The sequence below is a fragment of the Streptomyces sp. ISL-10 genome, assembly GCF_018614575.1.
Classification (GTDB): Bacteria; Actinomycetota; Actinomycetes; order Streptomycetales; family Streptomycetaceae; genus Streptomyces.
Genome location: NZ_JAGGOJ010000040.1, coordinates 71,361 through 93,631 on the forward strand (window position 1 = coordinate 71,361; position 22,271 = coordinate 93,631).

Consider the following 22,271-nt stretch of genomic DNA (forward strand, 5'->3'; position numbering starts at 1 on the left):
GAACAGCGGATGGCCGGATCTCACGCCGGCCCGCCGGCCCGCCGGGGCGCGGGGGCGCGGGGTGCTACGTCTGCGGCTGGGTCGCGGGCCCGTCCGTGAGGACCCTGCGAAAGGCCCCGAGGGTCGCCTTGTCCGCCGTGCGGTCCAGGATCGCGAAGACGACCTCGTCGAAGTGCCCCGCGAACCGGCCGCCCGGGCCCAGCAGCGCGTGGAAGGCGCCGGCGACGACGACGGGGTCGTTGCGGAACACGCCGCAGCCCCAGGCGCCGAGCACGAGGCGCCGGTATCCGGTCACGGCGGCGACTTCCAGGACCCGCTCCGCACGGGTGGCGAGCGCGGCGGGGATGCGGTGCGCCTCCTCGGGCGTACGGCGGGTGATCACGCCCGCGTTCGGCGCGGGCGAGGTGAGGAATCCGGCCGGGTACGGCGTGTCGAGGAGCCGGCCGCGGTCGTCGCGGAAGACCGGGACCTTGGGCGAGTGGATGACCCGGTCGGAGTAGAACAGGCTGCGGTCCGTGCGGTGGTGCTCGTAGTACGCGGGCGCGCGCAGGAGTGTGGTGTACAGCGCGGAGGCCCGGCACAGTGCCTCTTCCTGGGCCTGGGCGCCGCCCAGGTAACCGCCGCCGGGGTTGCGCGCGGAGGCGAAGTTCAGCACGGCGAGGGGGGCCGGTGCCACGGCGGTCATCCTCCGGGCGGCCTCGGTGCTGCTCTCGGCGGTGACCTCGACAGCGGTGGCGCGGTCGGTGTCCGGCGTGACCTCGACGGGCTCGGGACCGTACAGCCGGGTGCCGTCCGCGGCGGCGGCGATGTCGTCCCCCAGCGGGATCTCACGGCCGTCCGGCAGCCGGTACACCCCCGCCGCGACGATCTCCTCGTTCTGCTTCGCGATCCCCCGCAGCCGTGCGCTCATGGCGGCATGCTCGCCGGTCGGCGCTGACCCCGGCAACCGGATTTCCGCTCCTCAGGGGCACCCTTGTGCGAACCGGCGGCGGTGGCTTTAGGTTGACATCAGGCCCTTCCGCGGGGCCTTCGACAGGAGGAGTCGATCTATGCATCCACCAGATACCGGCGGCTTCGGGCACCCGATATCCGAGGACGAGGCCGAGGACCTGCTCCGATGTATCTGCTTCAAGACCGGCCCGCCCCGCCGTGTGGGGGTGGAGGTGGAGTGGCTGGTCCATGATCTCGACCAGCCCCGGACCCGGGTACCGTCCGAGCGCCTCGCGGCGGCGTTCGACCAGGTACGTGCCCTGCCGCTGGACTCGGCTCTGACGTTCGAACCGGGCGGCCAGCTGGAGCTCAGCTCACGACCCGCCGCGACCCTGATGGAGTGCATCGACTCCACCGCCGGCGACCTGCGCGCCGTACGGGCCGTGCTGCGCACCGCGGGCCTGGCCACGACGGGATCCGGTCTCGATCCCTGGCACCCGCCCCGCAGGCTTCTCGACGATCAGCGGTACGACGCGATGGAACGGCATCTGGACCGTTCGGGTCCGGCCGGGCGCACGATGATGTGCAGCTCGGCATCCGTCCAGGTCTGCCTGGACGCGGGCGAGGAGGAACCCGGCCCGCTGGGACACGCAAGACGCTGGGTTCTCGCGCATCTGCTGGGCGCGGTCCTCGTCGCCGCCTTCGCCAACTCCCCGCTCCGCGCCGGTCGTCGCACCGGCTGGCGCTCGGCCAGGCAGGCCGTGTGGGACGCCCTCGACCCCGTGCGGCCCCTGGCGCCGGACCCGTTGAGGGATCCACGGTCGGCATGGGCCGCGCACGCGCTGGACGCACCGGTGATGTGCCTGCGCCGCGCCGAGGGGGCCTGGGACTGCCCGGACGGGCTCACGTTCCGGCAGTGGCTGCGCTCGGGGGCGCCACGGCCGCCGACGAGAGACGACCTCGACTACCACCTGACCACGCTGTTCCCGCCGGTCAGGCCGCGCGGTCACCTCGAACTGCGCATGATCGACGCCCAGCCGGGCGAGGACGGCTGGATGGTGCCGCTCGCCGTCACCACCGCGCTGTTCGACGATCCGGAAGCGGCCGAGACGGTGTACCGGGCGGTCAAACCGCTTGCGGAGTACGCCGCTTCGCGGCCCGCGCCGCGCAACCCGCTGTGGGTCGCCGCCGCGAGGCGGGGGCTGTCCGACCCGGAGCTGCACGCCGCGGCCGTCACCTGCTTCGCCGCCGCTCTGGAGGCTCTGGAGCGCATCGGCGCGTCCGAGGCCGTGCGCGCGAGCGTGGCCGCATTCAACGAGCGCCATGTCCTGCCGGGCCTCTGCCCCGCCGACGACCGGCGCATTTCCACCGTGGCCTGGGAGCCTGTCACATGACCGACGAACTGCGACGACACGCGCTCGACGCGCTCACCCGCGCCCGTTCCCGTACCGCCCATCTCACCTCGTGCGTCGACGACGGAGAACTGACCGCCCAGCACTCGCCGTTGATGTCTCCCCTGGTGTGGGATCTGGCGCACATCGGCAACCAGGAGGAGCAGTGGCTGTTGCGTGCGGTCGGCGGCCGTGAGGCGCTGCGGCCGGAGATCGACTCCCTCTACGACGCCTTCGAGCATCCCCGGGCCGCCCGGCCGTCACTGCCGCTGCTGGCTCCGGCCGAGGCGCGGGGGTACGCCGCCGACGTACGCGGCCGGGTGCTGGACGTCCTGGAGCGGACCCCGCTGGAGGGAGCGCCGCTCGTCGACGCCGCCTTCGCGTTCGGCATGATCGCGCAGCACGAGCAGCAGCACGACGAGACGATGCTGATCACCCATCAGCTGCGCAAGGGGCCCGCGGCGCTCGCCGCTCCGGAGCCGCCCCTCCATCCGGTGGAGCCGCTGCCCGCCGAGGTGTTCGTGCCCGGTGGCCCCTTCACCATGGGCACCTCGACGGAGCCCTGGGCGCTGGACAACGAGCGGCCCGCGCACCGCCGGGACGTGCCCGCCTTCTGGATCGACACCGTGCCGGTGACGTGCGGCGCGTATCAGGCGTTCATCGACGACGGCGGGTACACGGAGCGGCGCTGGTGGGCCGAGGAGGGCTGGGACCAGATCCGGGCCCACGGTATCGGCGCGCCGCTGTTCTGGCGGCGTGAGGACGGGGTGTGGCTGCGGCGCCGCTTCGGGGTCACCGAGGAGGTGCCTGCGGACGAACCGGTGCTGCATGTGAGCTGGTACGAGGCCGACGCGTACGCCCGCTGGGCGGGCCGCCGGCTGCCGACCGAGGCCGAGTGGGAGAAGGCGGCCCGGCACGATCCCGAGGCGGGTCGCTCCCGGCGCTACCCGTGGGGCGACGACGATCCGGAGCCGTTCCACGCCAATCTGGGGCAGCGCCATCTGCGGCCCGCCCGGGCCGGCGGCTACCCGCGGGGCGCATCGCCGCTGGGGGTGCGTCAGCTGATCGGCGACGTGTGGGAGTGGACGTCCAGCGACTTCCTTCCCTACCCCGGCTTCGCCGCTTTCCCGTACCGCGAGTATTCGGAGGTGTTCTTCGGCAGCGCGCACAAGGTGCTGCGCGGCGGCTCGTTCGCCGTGGACGCGGTGGCCTGCCGAGGCACCTTCCGCAACTGGGACCTGCCGGTGCGCCGGCAGATCTTCTCCGGCTTCCGCACCGCACGGGACGCCGAGGTGCGCAAGGCAGGTGCCGCCTGATGTGCCGCCACCTCGCCTATCTCGGGCCCCCGGAGCCGCTCGGCGCGCTGCTCACCGAGCCTGAGCACGCCCTGATGCGCCAGTCCTGGGCACCGCGCCGGCAGCGCTACGGCACGGTGAACGCGGACGGTTTCGGTGTCGGCTGGTACGCGGACGGTGATCCGCTGCCCGCCCGCTACCGCCGCGCCGGGCCGATCTGGGCCGACCTGTCCTTCACCGACCTCGCCCGCGTGGTCCGCAGCGAGGCACTCCTCGCGGCCGTGCGTGACGCCACCGAGCCCGGGGCGGACAACGAGGCGGCGGCCGCGCCCTTCTCCTCGGGCCGGTGGCTGTTCAGCCACAACGGCGCGGTGAAGGGCTGGCCCGGCTCGATGGCGGGCCTGGCGTCGTCGCTGCCGGCGGCCGAGCTGCTGTCGCTGGAGGCGCGCAACGACTCCGCCCTGATCTGGGCGCTGGTGCTGCACCGGCTGCGGACGGGCGACAGCCTCGGTCAGGCCCTTGCCGACACCGTGTGTGACACGGCGGCGGCCGCGGACTCCCGGCTGAACCTGCTCCTCACGGACGGTCGGGCGATCGCCGCGACCGCGTGGGGCGACACCCTGTGGTACCTCACGGGCTCCGGCGGCCGCCTGGTCGTGGCCTCGGAGCCGTACGACGACGATCCCCGCTGGCAGGAGGTGCCGGACCGCACGCTGCTGACCGGCACCCGCACCGAAGTCCTGCTGACCGAGCTCAAGGAGCCAACCGAGTGAGCCCGTTCCTGCTGACCCGTACCCTGCCCGAGGACGCGACGGACGCGGACCTGCGTGCCGACGTGCTGCACGGCCTGACCCGCACGCCGAAGGTGCTGCCGCCCAAGTGGTTCTACGACGCCCGGGGCAGCGAGCTGTTCGAGGAGATCACCCGGCTGCCCGAGTACTACCCGACCCGCGCCGAGCGGGAGATCCTCGCCGCGCGCGCCGGGGAGATCGCGGCCGCGACCGGGGCCCGCACCCTGGTGGAGCTGGGGTCGGGGTCGTCGGAGAAGACGCGCTTCCTGCTGGACGCGCTGACGGAACTGCACACATATGTGCCCGTGGACGTGAGCGAGAGCGCGCTGACGGGCGCGGCGCAGGCGCTGCTCGCGGAGCGCCCCGGGCTCGATGTGCACGCGCTGATCGCCGACTTCACCCGGGGTCTCGCGCTGCCCGGCACACCGGGACCGCGGCTGGTCGCCTTCCTCGGCGGCACGATCGGCAATCTGCTGCCCGCCGAACGCGCGTTGTTCCTCAGGTCTGTGCGGGATCTGCTGACGCCGGGCGACTCGCTGCTGCTCGGTACCGACCTGGTGAAGGACGAGGAGGTGCTGGTGCGCGCGTACGACGACGCGGCCGGGGTGACGGCTCAGTTCAACAAGAACGTGCTCGCCGTCATCGCCCGGGAGCTGGGGGCGGACGTGGACCCGGCAGATTTCGACCATGTGGCGGTCTGGGACCGGGAGCACGAGTGGATCGAGATGCGGCTGCGGGCCCGTTGCGCGCTGAGTGTGAAGATCCGTGAGCTGGATCTGGTGGTGCCGTTCGAGGCGGGTGAGGAGCTGCGCACCGAGGTGTCGGCGAAGTTCCGTCAGGAGGGCGTGCGCCGGGAACTTGCCACTGCGGGCATGGAGTTGACGCACTGGTGGACGGACGAGGCGGCCCGGTTCGCGCTGAGCCTGTCCACCGCGAGCTGAGCCGAGCGGGCGAGTGAGCGGCGGTCGGTGCGAGAGCCGGGGAGTATCGGTGGCAGCAGCCGTATCTCCGCGGTCACGGCACCGGCCGCCGCGACGCGCCACAGGGACGCGGGCAGCGGGTCGTCCCCCACGAACGCGGCCGCGCCGGTGGGCCCGTAGCCGATGCGCACGGGCTGTACGGCGGCGCCCGCGTCCAGCGCGGCCTGGAAGGCGGCGGGACGAAACCGGCCCTGGCCGCGCCCGCACCAGGTGGAGCCCTCGGGGAAGACGATCACACGGGCGCCGCCACGGAGTGCGTCGGCCATCGCTGCGACCGTACGGGGCAGGGCGCGCAGCCGGTCGCGTTCCAGGAACAGCGTTCCGCCGCGGGCCGCGAGCGGGCCGAGGACCGGCCAGCGGCGCACCTCGCTCTTGGCGAGCATCCGGCCCGGCATCACGGCGGCGATCAGGGGGATGTCCAGCCAGGAGATGTGGTTCGCGACGACGAGCGAGGCGCGCTCGCCGTGCGGGACACCCGTGACGCGGACGCGTACGCCGAAGGCTCTGAGGACGGCGCGCGCCCAGCACCGGGTCAGCGCGTGTCGTAGCCGCGCACCGAACAGCAGGCCGAGCAGCGCCGCGAGCGGAGACAGCAGCACCCCGGCGAGGACGGCCGACACCCCCGCGAACAGGCGGAGTACGGCGAGCGGCGCGGCGGCCGTCCTGTCCGAGTGGGTGGCGCAGGCCTCGGGAGTGCAGGGCGCCGTGGGCAGCCAGACGCTCATCGCACCGGGGCGAGGGAGAGGAAGTGGCGCAGGTAGCGGGGGTTGGTCCGGCGCAGGGAGAGCAGGACGTACAGGTCGGCGACGTTGAAGTCGGGGTCGTGGGCCGGGGCGCCGCAGACCCAGGCGCCGAGGCGCAGATAGCCGCGCAGCAGCGGCGGGAGTTCGACGCGGCCCTTCGGGCGGGCGATGGCGTCCGCGTTCCAGAGCTTGTGCGGGGTGACCCAGTGCTCCTCGGGGGCGAGGTGCTTGGTGCGGACAGTGTCCCAGGTCGCGGCGGCGAGCGTGCCGCCGTCGGCGAGCGGCAGGGAGCAGCAGCCGGCCAGCCAGTTGTGTCCGGTGCGGGTCATGTAGCGGGCGAGGCCGGCCCAGATCAGCGCGATGACGGCGCCGTTGCGGTGCAGGGGGTGCACGCAGGAGCGGCCGACCTCGACCAGGTCGTCACGGATGGGCTCGAGGCGGGCGAGGTCGAACTCGCCCTCCGAGTACAGACGGCCGGCGATGCGGGCGCGCTCGGGGGGCAGCAGCCGGTAGGTGCCGACGAGATCGCCGGTCGCCGCCTCGCGGACGAGGAGGTGGTCGCAGTACGCGTCGAAGGCGTCGGAGTCGAGACCCGGCTCCGGGCCGTCGAGGCGCGCGCCCATCTCGCCGGCGAACACCTGGTGGCGCAGGCGCTGGGCGGCGCGTACGTCCTCCTGGTCCCGGGCGAGGGAGACGATGTAGCGGAGCTCGTCGCCCCCGGGGGCGGGGGCGGGGGCGGGGGCCGGGATCAGGGCGGGCGCCGGGGCGGTGGCGACGAGGGGCGATGCTGGCATGGCGGTCTCCTGTGCCGGACGAAGGGACGGACCGCGGGTACGGCGGCCCGGCTCCTTACTTCTTCCGTGGCCGACTGGATTCGACATGACTGCCCGGCGGAGAGTGGATGTGCGGACGCTGAATGCCGGGCATTCGGTGTACGGATCCGTCCACCCGCCGTGCCGTCCGTGTGCGCTTCGGTGCTGCCCACTGCCGCCGGTGCCGCCGGTGCCGCCGGTGCCGATCCGTACCGCCCGTGCCGTCCCATGCCCGCCGCTGCAACCCGCGCCGCCGCTGCCGCCCGGCACCGACCCGTGCCCAGGGTGCATCCCGTGCCACAGGTGCCGCCCGTGGAACCCGTGCCCACGGTTCCGCCAGTGCCGATCCGTACCGCCCGTGCCGTCCCATGCCCGCCGCTGCAACCCGCGCCGCCGCTGCCGCCGGTCAGGGCAGCAGGGCGGCGGTGATGCGGTCGGAGGCGGCCCGTGCGGCGCGCCGCGGGTCCTGGCCCGTCAGAACGGCCGTCATGTACGGCTTGATCGGGTTGTCGGCCTCGACGTTCGCCCACTGCGGGGAGTTCGGGGTCGCCCTGCCCCGGGCCGCGCCCGCGGCCATGGCCGAGGTGCTCTCCTGGCCCTCCAGCTCGTCGGCGAGCGTGGTCTTGTTGGGCACGTAGTTCATCGTCCGGGCGAGGTCGATCTGCCATGGGTCGCTCGCCAGCGCGGAGACCACTTCGACGGCGGCGGCCCGTTCTTCGGAGTTCTTCGGCACGATCAGGTCGGAACCGCCGATGAAGACGGCGCCCGGCTCCCTGGCGCTCTTGCCGGGCACCGGGAAGAAGCCGAGCTTGCCCTTGAGCGCGGGATTGGCCTGTTCGATGACCGTGGCCGCGCTGGGGACCGCGATCATCTGGGCGACCGTGCCCTTGGCGAACACCTCGGCCTGGGGCGGGGTCTCCTCGTCACCGTCCTTCGGACCGGAGCCGTGCGACTGGAGTCGTCGGTAGAACTCCATCCCGCGCAGGGCTGCGGAGGTGTGCAGTGCGCCTTCCCATTCGCCGGCCCTGTCCACGGCGAGCTCTCCCCCCTCGTCCCAGATGAAGCCGGCCAGTGTGTACCAGTCCTGGCCGGAGAGGTAGATCCCGTCGGTGCCAGGGGTGTTGAGCCGCTCGGAGATCGCCAGCCACTGCGCACGGGTCTTCGGAGGCTCCTTGATGCCGGCCTGGGCGAAGAGGTCCTTGTGGTAGATGACGACCCGGTTGGCCGCGTACCACGGGATGCCGTACTGGGAGCCGTTGATGCTGCCCGGTTCGGCGAGGCCGGGCAGCCAGTCCTCGTTGCCGAGGTCGCGGACGGACTCGAGCGTGAGGTCGCGCAGTCCGCCGCTCTCGGCGTACTGGGCGACCTGGGTGTTGCCGACCTCGATGATCTCGGGGGCGTCGTCGCCCTCCAGTGCCTCGGTGACCTTCTTCCCGATGCCGGTCCACTCCTGGAAGGTGACATCGAGCTCGATGTCGGGGTGCTTGTCCTCGAACGCCTCGGTGAAGCGGTCGAGAAAGTCCTGCGAGACGCTGTCCTTCATCAGCCACACGTGCACGGTCCTGGTGGCTGAGCCGCCCGGCATCAGCCCGCAGCCGCCGAGGGTGACCGCACACACGAGTGCGGTGGACAGGGTGAGCGAGCGGTTCTTCACGGAGGTCACCTTCAGCGTGAGGGCACGGAGGATGGACCCGACATGGGGGGAAGCGCTCCGCGCTCGCACGGGTGTGGCTGGATTTTGGTATGGACCAAAGGGCGGGTCAACCCCGCGTCCGACAGGCCCGCTTGGTGCTGCGGGGTCGTGATCGGTGCCCGCGTGTGCGCTGATTCGCCGTGATCCCCGTCCGTCGCGATGATGACCGGCCACCGTCGCGTAGCACTTGCGGCTGACCCCCGAACCCATAAGCAGGCTGATCCGCGCTACAGCCCCCCGCACATAGCTTCTTGATCGAACCCCCCACGGTCAGGAGGCCCCTTCGACATGTACGGCAAGGCATTCGCTCCGGAGTACCAGGGCGATCTGGGCTCGGCGCTCAGTGTGAACTCCTCCTACGAGGAGGTCCTCGCCACCGCGCGACGCGCCCGGGACGAGGCGGGTTCGGCCCGCGACCGGGCCAGGGCCGCCCTGGCGCTCGCCGAGGCCAACCGGCGGCTGGGGCGCTCCGCCGACGCCCGCGCCGCTTGGCACGACAGCTACCGCTGCGCCCGGGAGGCCGGTGACCCGGCGGGGATGGCATGGGCGCTGTGGAGCGGCGGCACCCTCGCGCGCCAGTGCGGCGCCCTGCGGCTCGCGCGGCGCCTGCTGTCCGCGTCCGTCGCGTTCGCCGACGCCTCCGGCGACCGTCTCGCCCACGGATACGCCCTCGCCGGGCTCGCCGAGACCGGCCGGATACAGGGGGACTACGCCGCCGTCGCGGAGCTGCACGAGCAACTGCTGCGGCAGGCCCGGGCGCACGGCGAGTCCCGGCACGTGGTGTGGGCGATGTCCGGCATCGCGCAGATGCACCGCAACAGCGGCGACCACGCCACGGCGCTGGAGCTGTTCACCGAGTGCGTACGGATCGCCTCCGAGGCCGACGACGCCCGCGGGCGGGCCTGGTCCCTGCGCGGCATGGCCGATGTGCTCTCGCTTCGGGGCTCGACGGACCGGGCTCTCGCGCTGCTGACACAGGCGGAGTCCGTCTGCCGGGAGATGGAGCTGGCGGGAGCGCTCGCGTACAACCTGAAGATGCGCGGCAACGTCCTGTTCCGGGCCGGGCGTTACGAGGAGGCCTGCGCGGCGTACGAGGTGGCGCTGAGCGCGTTCCGGGACATGGACGAGGCGCGTGGTGCGGCGCTGGCCAGGCTGGGGCTCGCCCGGTCACGCTTCCGCCGGGGCCGCCCGCAGGGCGAGGCGCTGGCCGAACTGACCGCTCTGGACAGCGAGTTCGAGCGGATCGGGTTGCGTCAGGCCCGGCAGACCGCGGCGGCGTTCCGGGCCGAGCTGCTGGCGGCGTGACTCGTGCGCCGCGGGCGCCCGGCGAGGTGCACCGGCGGGACGGGGCCGTCGCGGAGCGACACCCCATCACTCACTCGCGCGTCCCGGAAGGCGGCCGCCTTCGGGATCGGCCACACCCGTCACTCACTCGCGCGCCCGGGAAGGCGGCCGCCTTCGAGGTGGCGGCAGCGCGACCGCCATACGGGCCACCGCAACGCGCGCGTCCCGGCCCGCGCCCCACCCGCCACCGCAGCGCCGCGCGTCCCGGAAGGCGCGCCCCACATGCCACCGCACGGCCCCGACGCCTCGCGGGACGCCTCCCCGTGGGGCACCGTGGAGTCAATGCACCGAGAGGAGTGCGACGCACATGTCGAACCACACCTACCGCGTCACCGAGATCGTGGGCAGTTCCCCCGACGGCGTCGACCAGGCCATTCGCAATGGCATCACGCGGGCGTCCCAGACGCTGCGCGGCCTCGACTGGTTCGAGGTCACGCAGGTCAGGGGGCATATCGTCGAAGGTCGGATCGAGCATTTCCAGGTCGGGCTGAAGGTCGGCTTCCGCCTGGAGGACGGCGACTGACGCTCCCGGCCGGGCAGGGTCGGGAGTATCAGGTGCGTCCCTCGCGCTCCTGCGCGTCCTTCATGGCCTCGCTCGTGCTCCGCGCACCCCACCGTGCCCGTACGACCCGGAAGCCGGCGCGCTCGGCGTCGTCGCACACCAGCTCGTCGTCGTCGACGAGCACCCGGACCTCCCGGTCGCGTCCGAGCCGCCGGAGGATGTCCAGCTTGGTCCTGCGGGCGGGCCGGCGGTCGTCGTTGCGCCGCATGAAGAGGCGCCCCTCGGGCAGTCCCTGGGCGGCTATCCAGTCCAGGGTGTCGGCACGGCACCGCTCGGGCCGGCCGGTGAGGTACAGGACCTCGCACTCCACGGCCGTCTCCAGGCACAGCCGGACGCCCTCGGGCAGCGGCGGGTCCTGGGGCGCGGCGGCGAAGAAGGCGTCCCAGTCGCGCGGCCTGCGTTCCAGCAGGTACTGGCGGTGCCCGGCGTCGGAGAGCGTCCCGTCGAGGTCGAATACGGCCAGCGGCCTGCTGTTGCTCGTCACGCCATGAGACTAGACGGCGTCCGACGGAGCGCCGCGGCGAGGCGCCCGGACGCGACCGAGCCCCGGGGTGCGGGAATCTGCCCGGCGCGCGGGCGTTGAACACAGCGTGAGCTCATTGATCGCTTCCACCCGGCTGTCCGTGCTGGACCGTTCCCGTACCCGCGAGGGGCAGGATGGGCCGACCGCGCTGCGGGACACCGTGCGCCTCGCCCAGGAGCTGGAGGCCCTGGGCTACCACCGGTTCTGGGTGTCCGAGCACCACAGCGTGCCCGGCGTCGCCGGTTCGGCGCCCACGGTGCTCGCCGCGGCGGTCGCCGCGGCCACCTCCACCATCCGGGTCGGCACGGGCGGGGTGATGTTGCCCAACCACCAAACGCTCGTGGTCGCCGAGCAGTTCGGCGTGCTGGAGTCGCTGTTCCCGGGCCGGATCGACATGGGGCTGGGGCGCTCGGCCGGCTTCACGAACGGTATCCGCAGGGCGCTCGGCCGGGACAAGACGGACGCCGACGGCTTCGCGGCGCAGCTGGACGAGCTGCTGGGCTGGTTCACGGGCGGGCAGCGGGCGTATCCGCAGGTCCACGCCCGGCCTGCCGAGGGCCTGAGGGTCCCGCCGTTCGTCCTGGCGACGGGTGAGGGTGCCGTGATCGCCGCGCGGTCCGGGCTTCCGCTGGTCATCGGGGATCTGCGCGACAGGGAGAAACTGCTGTCCGCGGTCGAGGACTACCGCCGCGGCTTCGAGCCGTCCGAGTGGTCGGCACGGCCGTACGTGGTCGTCGCCGGGACCGTTGCGGTGGCCGAGAGCGAGGACGAGGCGCGGCGGCTGCTCCTGTCCGAGGCGTGGTCCGGGGCCTGTTCGCGTACGCACGGCGTCTTCCCGCCCCTGCTGCCGCCGGAGCGGATCGAGGCCCTGACGATGACGGAGAGGGAACGCGGCTTCTTCCTGGCGGGGCTGAAGGGCCATGTCGCCGGGACGGCGGAGCAGGTCGCGGACGGTCTGGAGGCGGTGATCAAGGACAGCGGCGCGGACGAGGTGCTGGTCACCACGAGCACGTACGACCGTGACGCGCTGCTCGGCTCCTTCCGGCGCCTCGCCCGCGTCGCAGATCTGCGGGGCGCCGCACCGGCCCCGCGGCCGACGGCCTGACCAGGCGAGACCTTCCCGGGTCGGCCTAGAATCGTCCTCCATGCACAGCAGCCCCCACGACCCGTACGTGCGTGTCCGCGGCGCGCGGGAGCACAATCTGCGCGGTGTCGACGTCGACATCCCCCGCGACGCCCTCGTCGTCTTCACCGGCGTCTCCGGATCCGGGAAGTCCTCGCTGGCGTTCGGCACGATCTACGCGGAGGCGCAGCGGCGTTACTTCGAGTCCGTCGCGCCCTACGCCCGCAGGCTGATCCACCAGATCGGCGCACCGAAGGTCGGCGAGATCACCGGGCTGCCGCCCGCCGTCTCGCTGGAGCAGCGCCGCTCGGCCCCCACATCGCGCTCCTCCGTCGGCACGGTCACCACCCTGTCCAATTCACTGCGCATGCTCTTCTCGCGGGCGGGCGACTACCCCGAGGGGGCCGCACGGCTCGACTCCGACGCCTTCTCGCCGAACACGGCCGCCGGCGCGTGCCCCGAGTGCCACGGTCTCGGCCGGGTCCACCGCACCACCGAGGAGCTGCTGGTCCCCGATCCCTCCCTGCCGATCCGCGAGGGGGCGATCGCGGCCTGGCCCGGTGCCTGGCAGGGCAAGAACCTGCGGGACGTCCTGGACGCCCTCGGATACGACGTGGACCGGCCATGGCGCGAACTCGACTCCAAGGACCGGGACTGGATCCTGTTCACCGACGAACAGCCGGTCGTCACCGTGCATCCGGTCCGGGAGGCGGGGCGCTTCCAACGCCCCTACCAGGGCACGTACATGAGCGCCCGCCGCTATGTGATGCACACCTTCTCCGGCTCCAGGAGCCAGACCCTGCGCGCGAGGGCCGAGCAGTTTCTGACCAGTGAGCCGTGCCCGGTGTGCCGGGGCGGCCGGCTGCGCCCGGAGGCGCTGGCGGTCACCTTCGCCGGGCGTACGATCGCCGAGCTGGCGTCGCTGCCGCTGACCGAGCTTGCGGCCGTCCTGCGCGGCGGCGGGGTCGGCGAGACGGCCCGGGTGCTCACAGCGGATCTGCTGGCCCGGGTCGCCACGGTGACCGAACTGGGCCTCGGCTATCTGAGCCTGGACCGGGCGACGCCGACACTGTCCAGCGGGGAGCTGCAACGGCTGCGGCTGGCGACGCAGCTGCGGTCCGGGCTGTTCGGCGTCGTCTATGTGCTGGACGAGCCGTCAGCCGGGCTGCATCCCGCTGACACGGAGGCGCTGCTGGTGGTCCTCGACCGGCTGAAGGCGGGCGGCAACACGGTCTTCGTGGTGGAACACCATCTGGACGTGGTGCGGCGCGCCGACTGGCTGGTCGATGTCGGGCCGCACGCGGGAGAGCACGGCGGGCTCGTCCTGCACAGCGGTCCGCCGCAGGAGCTCGCCGGAGTGGCCGAGTCCGCGACCCGCCGATTCCTCTTCGCCACAGGACCCGCGCCCGCGCGGACGCCGAGGGAGCCGTCGGGACACCTCCGGCTCGGGCCGCTGACCCGCCACAATCTGCGCGGCCTGACGACGCGCCTCCCGCTCGGCGTCCTGACGGCGGTCACGGGCGTGTCGGGCTCGGGAAAGTCGACCCTGGTCGGATCGATCACCGGGGAACTGCCCGGCGTGGGCCGTCTGGTGGCGGTGGACCAGAAGCCGATCGGCCGCACTCCGCGGTCCAACCTGGCTACGTACACAGGCCTGTTCGACGTGGTGCGCAAGCTGTTCGCCGCCACCGGCGAGGCGCGTGAACGCGGCTACCGGGCCGGCCGCTTCTCGTTCAACGTGGCGGGCGGACGGTGCGAGACCTGCCAGGGCGAGGGGTTCGTCTCCGTCGAGCTGCTGTTCCTGCCCAGCACCTACGCCCCCTGCCCGGACTGCGAGGGCGCCCGCTACCGGCCCGAGACGCTGGAGGTCGGCTACCGGGGCCGGAACATCGCCGAGGTGCTGGACCTGACGGTGGAGGCCGCGTCCGCCTTCTTCGCGGACGTCCCGGCGGCGGCCCGCAGCCTGCGCGCGCTGACGGACGTGGGACTCGGCTATCTGCGGCTCGGCCAGCCGGCGACGGAACTGTCGGGCGGCGAGGCGCAGCGCATCAAGCTCGCGAGCGAGCTTCAGCGGATGCGCCGAGGTCACACGCTCTACGTCCTCGACGAGCCGACGACCGGTCTGCATCCGGCCGATGTGGAGGTGCTGATGCGCCAGTTGAACGGGCTCGTGGACGCGGGGAACTCGGTGGTGGTGGTCGAGCACGACATGGACGTGGTCGCCGGCGCGGACTGGGTGGTCGACCTCGGACCGGGCGGCGGCGACGAGGGCGGCAGGATCGTGGCGTCCGGCACACCGTCCGAGGTGGCCATCGCGCGGGGCAGCCGCACCGCACCGTATCTGGCGGGGGCGCTCGGCTGAGGGCCCACAGGCGGTGGGCGCCGGACGCGGCCGTCGGGGCCAGGAGATCCCCTGCGGTGGGTCGGCTCCAGGCCGTCCGACGCGGCGGCCGACGCAAGACCTTTGGCCCGACGCACTCACCACGACCCGAGACCACCCCCACCCGGCCCACGCCACGCCGCGGCCGACGCAAAACCATTCCGCCCGACGCACTCACCACGACCCGCGGTCCGCGAGCCGTCGGCACGCCGGGCCCACGATCAGCCGAACACCACCGACCACGGGCGCGGCGTCTCCGCCGAGCCGTCCAGTGGCGCCGTCGTCGTACGGTCGCGTGCCAGCACGTCCGCCGCGACCGAGGCGAACTCCCGTGTGCCGGGGTGCGGCGACTGCCGGGGCCACGCTGCGCGGATCCGCTGGGTGAGCGGCCGTCCCGCCAGTGGCCGCCAGGCCACTCTGGGCTCCTTGCGGGCGACAGGTCCCTGGTCGAAGGCCACTCCGCGCCCCGCGGTGACGAGGCCGATGAGGAATTCGGGGTTGCGGGCGTGGCGTACGCGGCCGGGCACGAAGCCCGCCGCGCGGCAGATGTCGAGTGTCCTGTCGTACCAGCCGGGTGCGGCGGAACGCGGGAAGAGCACCAGGTCGTGGCCCGCGAGGTCGTCGAGCGCGACCTCGGGCAGCCGGGCGAGGGGGGAGGTCCGGGGCAGGACGACACCGAGGTCGACGCCGACCTCGGGTCCGAGGGCGACATCGGTGGCGTCGACGGGGGCGTGCACCAGGCCGACGTCCAGTCCGCCGGATGCCAGCAGTCGCAGCTGCTCGTCCGTCGTCACCTCCTGGAGGTCGATACGCAGGGCGGGTGCCCGGTCCGCGCACTCGGCGAGCAGGGCGCCGAGGACCGCGGCGGAAGTGTCCGGCGGCACTCCGGCGCGCAGGGTGCCGAGGTCGCCGTCGCGGGCACGCCGTACGAGGACCCGCGTGCGTTCCTCGCGCGCCAGCAGGTCCCGCGCCTCGTCGAGGAGGACCGCGCCGGCCGGGGTGAGCGCGATCTGCCGCCGTGAACGGTCGAAGAGTTCGGCGCCGAGGTCCTCCTCCAGCCGGCGGACGGCGCGGCTGAGCGGCGGCTGGGCCGTGCCGAGCCGTTCGGCGGCCCGGCCGAAGTTCATCTCGTCGGCGACGGCGACGAAGATACGCAGGTGGCGCAAGAGATCCACAAGACGACAGTAGGCGATGGGCGGGAGTTCGGGATGCCGGTCGAGGAGAGGCTGCGTGCGGTGTTCGCGGCGGCGGGGGCCGAGGGCAGGCTGCACGCGGTGGACATCGACTCCGGCCGGGACGTGGGGTGCGGCGCCGATGAACCGGTCGTGCTCGCCTCGGTGTTCAAGGTGCTGCTGGTCCTGGAGTTCGCCCGGCAGTCGGCGGCCGGTCAGCTCGATCCGCGGGAGCGGCTGCTGGTCAGGGCCGGGCACCGGCTCGGGGGCTGGGGCACGGCGGGGTGCCTGGACGATGTGGAGCTGTCCTTGCGGGACCTCGCGCATTTCGCGATGTCCGTCAGCGACAACACGGCCGCGGATCTGCTCCTGGAGCGGGTGGGGGTGGACACCGTAGACCTGCTGGCCAAGGAGCTGGGCCTCGCGCGCACCAGGATCGTGGGCGGCCCCCGGCAGGTCCTGGAGTCGATGCTCGCGGAGGTGGGAGCCCGTGACGAGCAGGAGTTCGCCGCCCTCTTCCCCGCGCTGTCCGCCGCCGAGGTGAGCGCCCTCGGCGTCCTCGATCCGGCGCGTACGAACGCGAGCACGCCGCGCGAGATGACGCGGCTGCTGAGAATGATCTGGCGCGACGAGGCCGGTCCGGCCCAGGCGTGCGCCCAGGTACGCGCCCTGATGGCGCGTCAGGTTTTCCGGCACCGCCTCGCGGCGGGGTTCGAGGACGGCGTGCGGATCGCCGCGAAGACGGGCACCCTGCCGGGGCTGCACAACGAGGTCGGGGTGGCCGAGTACCCGGACGGCAGCCGGTACGCGGTCGCGGTCTTCGCCCGCACACCACAGCCGGTGGCGAACCGTACAGGCACGGACGTGGCCATCGGCACGGCGGCGCGGACGGCGGTGGATCTTCTGCGCGGACCGGCCCACGCGCAGAGCCTGTGACCAGGTCACATACACCTGACGGTATGGATCGTGGGCGCCCGCGGTCTTGGACGCCGACGGCCGGGGCCTGATCTTCTGCCCGTCATGAGCGAACTCATGAACGGCACGGAGGACAGCGGCCGGCGGTCGTTGGTCCGCAGGACACTGCTGCGCGGCGCCGCACTCGGAGCGGCCGTACCCCTGCTGCCCACGGCTGCGGGAGCGGGGGCGGCGGAACGGAGCAGCGGGGCTGCGGAGGGCAGCAGTGGGGCTGCGGGCGTACGCGCGGACAGTGCGACGCTGCGGTGGCTCGGCACCTCGGGGTGGCGCGTCGGCATCGGCGGGCGCGGTGTCCTCGTCGACCCGTACATCACACGTTTCCCCACGGGGCTGTTCGGCCCGAAGGGCAGCTTCGACCCGGCCACCGAGCTGACCTGCGACCGGGAGCTGGTGGACCGCCACGCCGGCAGACCGGAGATCATCCTGGTCAGCCACACCCACTGGGACCACGTCAACGACGTCCCGTACATCGCGCGGTCCACGGGCGCGCGGGTCGTCGGCACGGAGACGACGTACCACGTGCTGCGCTCCCTCGGTGTCGACAAGGCGCAGATCAGTGTGGTCAAGGGCGGTGAGGTGCTGGACTTCGGCGGCTGCACGGTCGAGGTCGTCTCCAGTCGGCACAGCCGCAACGCGAACTGGTCGTATTTCGCGCCGGGCACCCTGAACACCCCGCCGCCGCAAGCCCCACGCACCATCTCGGACCTGCCGGAGGGCGACACGCTGGCGTTCCAGTTGTCGGTGCCGGACGGCCCTTCGGTGTTCTTCATGGGGGCGAGCGACTTCGACGAGCGCGCGGTGGCCGGGCTGCGGCCGGACGTCCTGATGGCGGCGGTGCCGGCCGGCCGGGCGACGCATCGCTATGTGCCGCGGCTGCTGGGCGCCCTCGGCGGCCCCGCGACCGTCGTCCCGGTGCACTGGGACAACTTCGAGCGACCACTGAGCGGCCCGCCGCAGCGTGATCCGGCAATGGACCTCGACGGTTTCGTGGCCGAGGTCCACCGGTGCAGCCCGGCGTCGCGGGTGGTCGTCCCCGACTACGCGACGGTCTTCGGGGCGGACATGCTGCCGAGGACGGCCGCTAACGCCTGACCTTGCGGGTCGCCCGCAGCCACTCCCTGTTCATCGCCGCGATCGAGGGCAGCGGGATGCCCTTGGGGCAGGCGGTCGCGCACTCGCCGGTCAGGGTGCAGCCGCCGAAGCCCTCCGCGTCCATGGCGGCGACCATGTCGAGCACCCGGGTCTCGCGCTCCGGGGCGCCCTGCGGCAGCACATTGAGGTGGTTGACCTTCGCCGAGGTGAAGAGCATCGCCGAGCCGTTGGGGCAGGCCGCCACACAGGCGCCGCAGCCGATGCACTCCGCGTGCTCGAAGGCCGATTCGGCGTCCGGCTTGGGCACCGGCGTCGCATGGGCCTCGGGGGCGGACCCGGTGGGGGCGCTGATGTAGCCGCCGGCCTGGATGATCCGGTCGAAGGCGGAGCGGTCGACGACCAGGTCCCTGACGACCGGGAAGGCGGCCGCCCGCCACGGCTCGACGTCGATCGTGTCGCCGTCCTGGAAGGACCTCATGTGGAGCTGGCAGGCGGTGGTGCGCTCGGGGCCGTGCGCGTCGCCGTTGATGACGAGCGAGCAGGCGCCGCAGATGCCCTCGCGGCAGTCGTGGTCGAAGGCGACCGGTTCCTCGCCGCGCAGGATGAGGTGCTCGTTGAGGGTGTCGAGCATCTCCAGGAACGACATGTCCGGGGAGATCCCGTCCACTTCGTAGGTGGCCATGGCACCCGGGACGTCGGCGTTCTTCTGGCGCCAGACGCGCAGGTTGAGCTTCATGCGTAGCTCCGCTGGGTGGGGTGGACGTACTCGAAGACGAGGTCTTCCTTGTGGAGCACGGGGGCCGTGCCCGTACCGGAGAACTCCCAGGCCGCGGCGTACGAGAACGCCTCGTCCCTGCGGGCGGCCTCGCCGTCGGGGGTCTGGGACTCCTCGCGGAAGTGGCCGCCGCAGGACTCGGTGCGGTGCAGTGCGTCGAGGCACATCAGCTCGGCCAGTTCGAGGTAGTCGACGATCCGGTTGGCCTTCTCGAGCGACTGGTTGAACTCCATGCCACTGCCGGGGACCTTGATGCGGCGCCAGAACTCCTCGCGGATCCGGGGGATCCGCTCCAGCGCCTTGCGCAGTCCGGTGTCGGTGCGGGCCATGCCGCAGAATTCCCACATGAGTTCACCGATCTCACGGTGGAAGGAGTCCGGGGTACGGTCGCCGGCGACCGCGAGCAGCAGGCGCAGGCGGTCCTCGGTGTCGGCGACGGCTTCCGCCACGGCGGGGTGGTCTTCGCCGGGGGTGTCGTTCAGCGGGTTGCGGGCCAGGTAGTCGTTGATCGTGGAGGGCAGGACGAAATAGCCGTCGGCGAGGCCCTGCATCAGCGCGGAGGCGCCGAGCCGGTTGGCCCCGTGGTCGGAGAAGTTCGCCTCGCCGATGGCGAAGAGGCCGGGGACGGTGGTCTGGAGGTCGTAGTCGACCCACAGTCCGCCCATCGTGTAGTGCACGGCGGGGTAGATCCGCATCGGCACCTCGTACGGGTTGTCCGCGGTGATCCGCTCGTACATGTCGAAGAGGTTGCCGTACTTCTCCTCGACCTTGGCCCGGCCCATGCGGGCGATGGCGTCGGCGAAGTCGAGGTACACGCCCTCCCGTCGCCCACCACCGCCCTCAACCGAGGAGCCTTCGGCTCCGCCCCTCTGGCCCTGGCCGCCGGGGCCGACGCCGCGTCCTTCGTCGCAGACGTTCTTCGCGGCGCGCGAGGCGATGTCGCGCGGCACGAGGTTGCCGAAGGAGGGGTAGATCCGCTCCAGGTAGTAGTCCCGCTCGTCCTCGGGGATCTCGTGCGGCGGGCGGGTCTCGCCGCGCGCCTTGGGCACCCAGATGCGGCCGTCGTTGCGCAGCGACTCGCTCATCAGCGTCAGCTTGGACTGGTGGTCGCCGGTGCGGGGGATGCAGGTGGGGTGGATCTGGGTGAAGCAGGGGTTGGCGAAGTACGCGCCGCGCCGGTGGGCACGCCAGATCGCGGTCGCGTTGGAGTTCATGGCGTTCGTCGACAGGTAGAAGACGTTGCCGTAGCCGCCGGTCGCCAGCACGACGGCGTCGGCGAAGTACGTGGAGATCTCGCCGGTGACGAGGTCGCGGGCGAGGATGCCGCGGGCGCGGCCGTCGACCACGATCAGATCGAGCATCTCGGTGCGGGCGTGCAGGGTGACGTTGCCGGCGGCGATCTGCCGGGAGAGTGCCTGGTAGGCGCCGAGGAGGAGTTGCTGGCCCGTCTGCCCGCGGGCGTAGAAGGTGCGCGAGACCTGGACGCCGCCGAAGGAGCGGGTGTCGAGCAGTCCGCCGTACTCGCGGGCGAACGGGACGCCCTGCGCGACGCACTGGTCGATGATCTCGACGGAGATCTGGGCGAGCCGGTGGACGCCTGACTCGCGGGCGCGGAAGTCGCCGCCCTTGACGGTGTCGTAGAAGAGGCGGTGGATCGAGTCGCCGTCGTTGCGGTAGTTCTTGGCCGCGTTGATGCCGCCCTGGGCGGCGATGGAGTGGGCGCGCCGCGGGGAGTCCTGATAGCAGAACTGCTCGACGTGGTAGCCCTGTTCGGCGAGTGTCGCGCCCGCGGCCCCTCCGGCGAGCCCGGTGCCGACGACGATCACGGTGTGGCCGCGGCGGTTGGCGGGGTTGACGAGTCTGGCCTCGAAGCGTCGTGTGTCCCAGCGTTCGGCGATGGGCCCGCCGGGCGCCTTGGTGTCGGCGAGCGGAGCGCCGGTCCGGTAGTCGAGGAAACTCATCTCAGCTCACCACTTCGGTCATGACGGCGACGGGTACGGAGAGGAATCCGGCGGTCAGCGCGAGCGCCAGCACGTTGGCGGCGGTCTTGAGGACGCGGTCGCGGGCGGCGCTGCCGACGCCGAGCGTCTGGGCGGCGCTCCAGAAGCCGTGGCGGATGTGGAGTCCGACGGCGAGCATGGCGACGATGTAGACGGCGTTGCCGTACCAGGTGGAGAAGGTGTCCACGACGTTCTGGTACGGGTGCCCCTCCTGGAAGCCGCCCGTGTGCACGGTGCCGGTCGTCAGGTCCAGGATGTGCCAGACGATGAACAGGGCGAGGATGACGCCGCCCCAGCGCATGGTGCGGGTGGCGTAGCTCGCGCGGGGCCGCTTGTGGACATAGCGGCTGGGGCGCGCCTTGATGTCGCGCCTGCTGAGCTGGTACGCCGATACGGCATGCGCGGCCACCGCGGCGAGGAGCACGACGCGGACGAGCCACAGGGCCCACGACTCGTGCAGGACGGGGGCGCCCATGGTGCGCAGCCAGTGGCCGTACTCGTTGAACTCCCCCGGTCCGAAGAAGATCTTCAGGTTGCCGAACATATGGGCGACGAGATAGCCGAGCATGATCAGACCGCTGACGGCCATGACGGTCTTCTTGCCGATGGTGGATGCCCAGAAGGTGCGCGTCCTGGACGGTTGCCGTTCCGTCCGCGTTGCCAGAGCCATGCCGTCGACGCTAGGGCCGGACACCACGAGAGGTCCAAGACATGATACGGCTCATGTCGATAGGTTGCCCCTATCGACCCTTTACAGTGGTGGCATGCAGCTCCAGCAACTCCGCTACTTCGTCGCAGTCGCGGAAGCCCGCCACTTCACCCGCGCCGCCGAGCGCGTCCATGTCTCCCAGCCGTCCCTGTCCCAGCAGATCCGGGCGCTTGAACAGGAGCTCGGCGCCGATCTCTTCGGCCGGGCCCGGGGCAACATCGCCCTCACCGACGCCGGTGAGGCGCTGCTCCCGCTGGCCCGCCGCATCCTCGCCGACACCGAGACGGCCCGCCGCGAGGTGCAGGAGCTGGCCCAGCTGCGCCGGGGGCGGGTCCGCCTCGGCGCCACCCCGAGCCTGTGCACCGGACTGCTGCCCCAGGTGCTGCGCACCTTCCACGATCTGCACCCGGGGATCGAGATCCTGATCGAGGAGTCCGGCTCGCACGATCTCGTACGGGACCTGGCCCGCGGCTCCCTCGATCTGGCGCTCGTCGTGCTGCCCCTCCCCTCTCCCTCGCCGGCGCTCACCACCGTGGAACTGCTGCGGGAGGACCTCGTGGTGATCTCCGCGCCCGCGGCCGCTGCCCCGTCGGCGCCGGTGCGGATCGCGGACCTCGCGGGCGAACCGCTGGTGATGTTCCGGCACGGCTACGACCTGCGGGAGCTGACCGTCGCCGCGTGCCGGACAGAGGGTTTCGAGCCGACGTTCACGGTGGAGGGCGGCGAGATGGACGCCGTGCTGGGATTCGTACGGGCCGGCCTCGGCGTCGCCGTCGTGCCGAGCATGGTCGCCGAAGGAGCCGGAGGCGGTCTGCGGGTGACCCCGCTCGCCCCTCCCGGCCTGCGGCGCACGATCGCGCTCGCCCACCGCAGCGACGTGGCGCCGCCGCGGGCGGCCCGCGAGCTGCAGCGCGTGCTGCTGGACTCGCGGGCCTGAGCCCTGCGACGCGGCCGCCGGGGCCCGTGCCCCGGCGGCCCCGA

The 22,271-nt window shown here is 72.6% G+C and carries 20 protein-coding genes; 11 read left to right on the forward strand and 9 right to left on the reverse strand.

What is annotated here, in order from left to right; all coding sequences use genetic code 11:
- Window positions 1–64 precede the first annotated feature (64 nt).
- Window positions 65–910, reverse strand: a complete 846-nt coding sequence (locus tag J7E88_RS32595; protein WP_215187067.1) for a TIGR02452 family protein — start codon at window positions 908–910, stop codon at window positions 65–67.
- Window positions 911–1,049: 139 nt separating this feature from the next.
- Here J7E88_RS32595 and egtA point away from each other — a divergent pair, with 139 nt between their 5' ends.
- From egtA to egtD, 4 genes are read left to right on the forward strand one after another with little or no spacing between them, the layout of a single operon-like run.
- Entirely contained in the window at window positions 1,050–2,324 is a 1,275-nt protein-coding gene (gene egtA, locus J7E88_RS32600) for an ergothioneine biosynthesis glutamate--cysteine ligase EgtA (protein WP_215187068.1), read from the forward strand.
- Window positions 2,321–3,637 (forward strand): ergothioneine biosynthesis protein EgtB, encoded by a 1,317-nt coding sequence (gene egtB / locus J7E88_RS32605; protein WP_215187069.1) that lies wholly within the window; start codon window positions 2,321–2,323, stop codon window positions 3,635–3,637. The genes egtA and egtB overlap by 4 nt, the downstream gene beginning before the upstream one ends.
- Window positions 3,637–4,389, forward strand: a complete 753-nt coding sequence (gene egtC / locus J7E88_RS32610; protein ID WP_215187070.1) for an ergothioneine biosynthesis protein EgtC — start codon at window positions 3,637–3,639, stop codon at window positions 4,387–4,389. The genes egtB and egtC overlap by 1 nt, the downstream gene beginning before the upstream one ends.
- Window positions 4,386–5,348 carry an L-histidine N(alpha)-methyltransferase gene (gene egtD / locus J7E88_RS32615; RefSeq protein ID WP_215187071.1) on the forward strand — a complete coding sequence of 321 codons (963 nt, stop codon included), beginning with the start codon at window positions 4,386–4,388 and terminating at the stop codon, window positions 5,346–5,348. Before egtC ends, egtD begins: the two co-directional genes overlap by 4 nt.
- Here egtD and J7E88_RS32620 read toward each other — a convergent pair.
- The 3 genes from J7E88_RS32620 to J7E88_RS32630 all read right to left on the reverse strand — a co-directional run bounded on the left by J7E88_RS32620 (window position 5,243) and on the right by J7E88_RS32630 (window position 8,596).
- Window positions 5,243–6,112 (reverse strand): 1-acyl-sn-glycerol-3-phosphate acyltransferase, encoded by an 870-nt coding sequence (locus J7E88_RS32620; protein WP_215187072.1) that lies wholly within the window; start codon window positions 6,110–6,112, stop codon window positions 5,243–5,245. The genes egtD and J7E88_RS32620 overlap by 106 nt on opposite strands.
- Complete coding sequence (locus J7E88_RS32625; protein WP_215187073.1) at window positions 6,109–6,924, reverse strand: GNAT family N-acetyltransferase; 816 nt, start codon at window positions 6,922–6,924, stop codon at window positions 6,109–6,111. Before J7E88_RS32625 ends, J7E88_RS32620 begins: the two co-directional genes overlap by 4 nt.
- A 424-nt stretch (window positions 6,925–7,348) precedes the next feature.
- Window positions 7,349–8,596, reverse strand: coding sequence for an extracellular solute-binding protein (locus J7E88_RS32630; protein ID WP_215187074.1), 1,248 nt, complete (start codon window positions 8,594–8,596; stop codon window positions 7,349–7,351).
- A 327-nt stretch (window positions 8,597–8,923) separates the two neighbouring features.
- Between J7E88_RS32630 and J7E88_RS32635 the strand changes: the two genes are divergently transcribed.
- Together J7E88_RS32635 and J7E88_RS32640 are read left to right on the forward strand one after the other, a co-directional pair.
- Window positions 8,924–9,940, forward strand: coding sequence for a tetratricopeptide repeat protein (locus J7E88_RS32635; RefSeq protein WP_215187075.1), 1,017 nt, complete (start codon window positions 8,924–8,926; stop codon window positions 9,938–9,940).
- Window positions 9,941–10,286: 346 nt separating this feature from the next.
- Complete coding sequence (locus J7E88_RS32640) at window positions 10,287–10,502, forward strand: dodecin (protein ID WP_215187076.1); 216 nt, start codon at window positions 10,287–10,289, stop codon at window positions 10,500–10,502.
- Between the two features lie 28 nt (window positions 10,503–10,530).
- Here the strand turns inward: J7E88_RS32640 and J7E88_RS32645 are convergent, their stop codons facing one another.
- Window positions 10,531–11,025 (reverse strand): hypothetical protein, encoded by a 495-nt coding sequence (locus J7E88_RS32645; RefSeq protein WP_215187077.1) that lies wholly within the window; start codon window positions 11,023–11,025, stop codon window positions 10,531–10,533.
- Window positions 11,026–11,131: 106 nt separating this feature from the next.
- Here J7E88_RS32645 and J7E88_RS32650 point away from each other — a divergent pair, with 106 nt between their 5' ends.
- Window positions 11,132–12,169, forward strand: coding sequence for an MsnO8 family LLM class oxidoreductase (locus J7E88_RS32650; protein ID WP_215187078.1), 1,038 nt, complete (start codon window positions 11,132–11,134; stop codon window positions 12,167–12,169).
- Window positions 12,170–12,209: 40 nt separating this feature from the next.
- Window positions 12,210–14,549, forward strand: a complete 2,340-nt coding sequence (locus tag J7E88_RS32655) for an excinuclease ABC subunit UvrA (RefSeq protein ID WP_215187079.1) — start codon at window positions 12,210–12,212, stop codon at window positions 14,547–14,549.
- 239 nt (window positions 14,550–14,788) lie between these two features.
- On the opposite strand, the gene J7E88_RS32660 is transcribed toward J7E88_RS32655, so the two are convergent.
- Complete coding sequence (locus J7E88_RS32660; RefSeq protein WP_215187098.1) at window positions 14,789–15,733, reverse strand: LysR family transcriptional regulator; 945 nt, start codon at window positions 15,731–15,733, stop codon at window positions 14,789–14,791.
- 42 nt (window positions 15,734–15,775) lie between these two features.
- On the opposite strand from J7E88_RS32660, the gene J7E88_RS32665 reads away from it, so the two are divergent.
- Both J7E88_RS32665 and J7E88_RS32670 read left to right on the forward strand, forming a co-directional pair.
- Window positions 15,776–16,675 (forward strand): serine hydrolase, encoded by a 900-nt coding sequence (locus J7E88_RS32665; RefSeq protein WP_215187099.1) that lies wholly within the window; start codon window positions 15,776–15,778, stop codon window positions 16,673–16,675.
- A gap of 84 nt (window positions 16,676–16,759) precedes the next feature.
- Entirely contained in the window at window positions 16,760–17,806 is a 1,047-nt protein-coding gene (locus tag J7E88_RS32670; RefSeq protein WP_251023544.1) for an MBL fold metallo-hydrolase, read from the forward strand.
- On the opposite strand, the gene J7E88_RS32675 is transcribed toward J7E88_RS32670, so the two are convergent.
- Genes J7E88_RS32675 through J7E88_RS32685 form a run of 3 tightly spaced genes read right to left on the reverse strand, consistent with a single transcriptional unit; the run spans window position 17,796 to window position 21,251 of the window.
- Window positions 17,796–18,542 carry a succinate dehydrogenase/fumarate reductase iron-sulfur subunit gene (locus tag J7E88_RS32675; protein ID WP_215187080.1) on the reverse strand — a complete coding sequence of 249 codons (747 nt, stop codon included), beginning with the start codon at window positions 18,540–18,542 and terminating at the stop codon, window positions 17,796–17,798. The genes J7E88_RS32670 and J7E88_RS32675 overlap by 11 nt on opposite strands.
- Window positions 18,539–20,542, reverse strand: a complete 2,004-nt coding sequence (locus J7E88_RS32680; RefSeq protein WP_215187081.1) for a fumarate reductase/succinate dehydrogenase flavoprotein subunit — start codon at window positions 20,540–20,542, stop codon at window positions 18,539–18,541. The genes J7E88_RS32675 and J7E88_RS32680 overlap by 4 nt, the downstream gene beginning before the upstream one ends.
- Before the next feature lies 1 nt (window position 20,543).
- Window positions 20,544–21,251, reverse strand: a complete 708-nt coding sequence (locus J7E88_RS32685; protein WP_215187082.1) for a succinate dehydrogenase — start codon at window positions 21,249–21,251, stop codon at window positions 20,544–20,546.
- A gap of 94 nt (window positions 21,252–21,345) precedes the next feature.
- Between J7E88_RS32685 and J7E88_RS32690 the strand changes: the two genes are divergently transcribed.
- Window positions 21,346–22,227: a LysR family transcriptional regulator gene (locus tag J7E88_RS32690; protein ID WP_215187083.1), complete on the forward strand. Its 882-nt coding sequence runs from the start codon at window positions 21,346–21,348 to the stop codon at window positions 22,225–22,227.
- Window positions 22,228–22,271 lie beyond the last annotated feature (44 nt).